Source organism: Methyloceanibacter sp. (assembly GCF_035650995.1).
Classification (GTDB): domain Bacteria; phylum Pseudomonadota; class Alphaproteobacteria; order Rhizobiales; family Methyloligellaceae; genus Methyloceanibacter.
Genome location: NZ_DASRGO010000174.1, coordinates 1 through 2,621 on the forward strand (window position 1 = coordinate 1; position 2,621 = coordinate 2,621).

At 65.5% G+C, this 2,621-nt stretch carries 3 protein-coding genes; 1 reads left to right on the forward strand and 2 read right to left on the reverse strand.

What is annotated here, in order from left to right:
• Both VFB18_RS12850 and map read right to left on the reverse strand, forming a co-directional pair.
• On the reverse strand, positions 1 to 359 hold a 359-nt coding region (locus VFB18_RS12850), incomplete at its 3' end, for a UPF0758 domain-containing protein (protein WP_324975904.1).
• Between the two features lie 10 nt (positions 360 to 369).
• Positions 370 to 1,194, reverse strand: coding sequence for a type I methionyl aminopeptidase (gene map, locus VFB18_RS12855; protein ID WP_324975907.1), 825 nt, complete (start codon positions 1,192 to 1,194; stop codon positions 370 to 372).
• Between the two features lie 152 nt (positions 1,195 to 1,346).
• Here map and VFB18_RS12860 point away from each other — a divergent pair, with 152 nt between their 5' ends.
• Positions 1,347 to 2,120 (forward strand): competence/damage-inducible protein A, encoded by a 774-nt coding sequence (locus VFB18_RS12860; RefSeq protein WP_414675715.1) that lies wholly within the window; start codon positions 1,347 to 1,349, stop codon positions 2,118 to 2,120.
• Positions 2,121 to 2,621 lie beyond the last annotated feature (501 nt).

The following is a 2,621-nucleotide window of genomic DNA, read 5'->3' on the forward strand; positions in this document are numbered from 1 at the left end:
CGGCAATAGTCGAGCACCTGGGTCCAGGAGGAGAGCACCGGGCGCTCGAGCACCTCGCCCCGCATCAGCCTGACCGCCGCGGCCCGCACCAGCTTCAGTTCGGTAATGGCTGCCTCGCCGATGCCCGGCACTTCGGCCAAGAGCTCCTCCGGCGCGTTCAGGACCTCGGCAAAGGTGCCGAAGCGGGCGATAAGCGCCTTGGCGAGCGGCTTGGTGTCACGCCTTGGCGCGGCCCGGAACAGGATCAGCTCGAGCAGCTCGTAATCGGGGATGGCGTCGGCGCCGGCATCGCGGAAGCGGCGCCTCAGCCTCTCGCGATGGCCGAGATAATGTGGCTTGCCCGCATCCTTGAAGCCCACAGCCTTCGCTCTATTGGGTCAGTGACGGCGGCCGGTCGAGCCCGCGCGGCGAGAGCGTGAACACCTCGCATCCCGTCTCGGTGACGCCGACCGTGTGTTCGAACTGGGCCGATAGCGAGCGGTCGCGCGTGACCGCCGTCCAGCCGTCGGACAGGATCTTCACGTGCGGTTTGCCGAGATTGATCATGGGCTCGATGGTGAACAGCATGCCGGGCTTGAGCGGCAAGCCTTCGCCGGGCTCGCCGTAATGCAGGATGTTGGGACGGTCGTGGAACACGCGCCCGAGCCCGTGGCCGCAGAAGTCGCGCACCACGCTGCAGCGCTCGCCCTCGGCGTAGGTCTGAATCGCAGCGCCGATGTCGCCGGTGGTGGCGCCGGGCTTCACGGCCGCCACGCCCTTCATCAGCGAATTATAGGTGACCTCGAGCAGCCGTTCGGCGGCGCGGGAGATCTTGCCCACGGCGTACATGCGGCTGGAATCGCCATGCCAACCGTCGACGATCAGCGTCACGTCGATATTGAGAATGTCGCCCTCTTTGAGGGCGCGAGGGCCGGGGATGCCGTGGCAGACCACATGGTTGAGCGAGGTGCAGATCGATTTCGGGAAGCCGCGGTAATTGAGCGGCGCGGGGATGGCGCCGTGCGCCATGGCGAAGTCGAACACGAAGGCGTCGAGCGCCTCGGTGGTCACGCCCGGCTTCACCTCCTCGACGAGGAGGTCGAGGACCTCGGCCACGAGCCGGCCCGCCTTCGCCATGCCGGCGAAGGCTTCCGGTCCGTGCAGCTTGATCTTGGTGTCGCGCGCCTGGGCGCGGGCGAATTCGAGATTGGACATCGGCCTAAATCATAAAGCAATTTCCGCACACTTAAGGTGAAATCTGCCGATGTGCAACGGTAGCAAACGCCTCATCGCCTCGCCCGGCCGCGGCGACGCACCTGATACAAGTCAGCGCGACAACTGCGCGTCCTCCGGTCAATAATGCCGGCATGAGCATGGAACAAGCCGATCGGAGGGGAGGGACCGTCACCGCTGCGCTCGTGGTGATCGGCGAGGAGATCCTCTCGGGACGCACCAAGGACGCCAATATCGCCTATATCGCCGCCTACCTCACCCGCATCGGCATCCAACTGCGCGAGGTGAGGATCATCGCCGATCTTGAGAGCGCGATTGTCGCGGCGGTGAACGAGCTCCGCCCCCGCTACACCTATGTCTTCGCCACGGGCGGCATCGGCCCAACCCACGACGACGTCACCACCGACGCCATCGCCAAGGCGTTCGGCGTCCCCGTCATGGTGGACCCGCAAGCCGTCGCCGCCATGCGCAAACGCTTCACCGAGACCGAGCTCACGCCGGCGCGGCTCCGTATGGCTCGGGTGCCGGAAGGCGCCTCCCTGATCGACAACGCCATCTCGCGGGCTCCAGGCTTCATGATCGGCAACGTGATCGTCATGGCCGGAGTGCCCAATATCATGCAGGTCATGCTCGATGCCGTGAGCCCGCGCCTCGAGAAGGGCCGGCCGATGCTCTCGCGCTCCGTTCGCCTCGACGTGCCCGAGGGTGACGCGGCCGACGGCCTCGCTGCGCTCCAGGCAGAGCACCCTGAGGTGCAGATCGGGAGCTATCCGTTCTTCCACAACAGGCGGCTCGGCACCTATGTCGTGCTCCGCTGCACTGATGAAGCCGCGCTCGCTGCGGCCGAAAATGCGTTGTGGAAATTTATCGTCGCAGCGGGCTTTCCGGCCGCCCCCGGCGAGGGATGAACGCCGATTCCGTCCAAAAATGCGAATCACCTGGGCGGAAGAGAAACCCGCGCGGGACGCCGTCGAGCGCCTCGCCACGCGTGCGAGAAGTTCGGTCGCGCATGCAATGCGCGCTCGCGCCGCGAAGCGAGAGACGCCCGCGATACGATCGAAGACGCGCTGAGCGGCGTCCAACGTCGCGAGGATCGAGATCTGGGATCCGCGTCGCGCGGAGGCTATCGCTGATTGCGTGTGTGCGGGAAAGCGGTCGGCCGCCACTGCACCGGAACGCAAAAGCGCGGGACCCGATGGGATCCCGCGCTTTCATTAAGTTATTGTTCTGAAAAGGAATAAAGAAGGCGCGGGGACGAGCCCCGCGCCCTTGCAATTTATCTCTTCTTGGCCGTCTTGCGACGGGCGGTGCCCGTCTTCTTGGCCGTCGACTTCTTCGCCGCGGCGGTCTTGCGCGCGGGCTTCTTCTTCGCAGGCTTCTTCTTCGCTACTGCCATCTTTCATCCCTCC

Excerpts from the sequence above, each read along its gene's own strand:
- map (WP_324975907.1), bottom strand. The coding sequence starts at position 1,194 with ATGTCCAATCTCGAATTCGCCCGCGCCCAGGCGCGCGACACCAAGATC.
- VFB18_RS12860 (WP_414675715.1), top strand. The coding sequence starts at position 1,347 with ATGAGCATGGAACAAGCCGATCGGAGGGGAGGGACCGTCACCGCTGCG.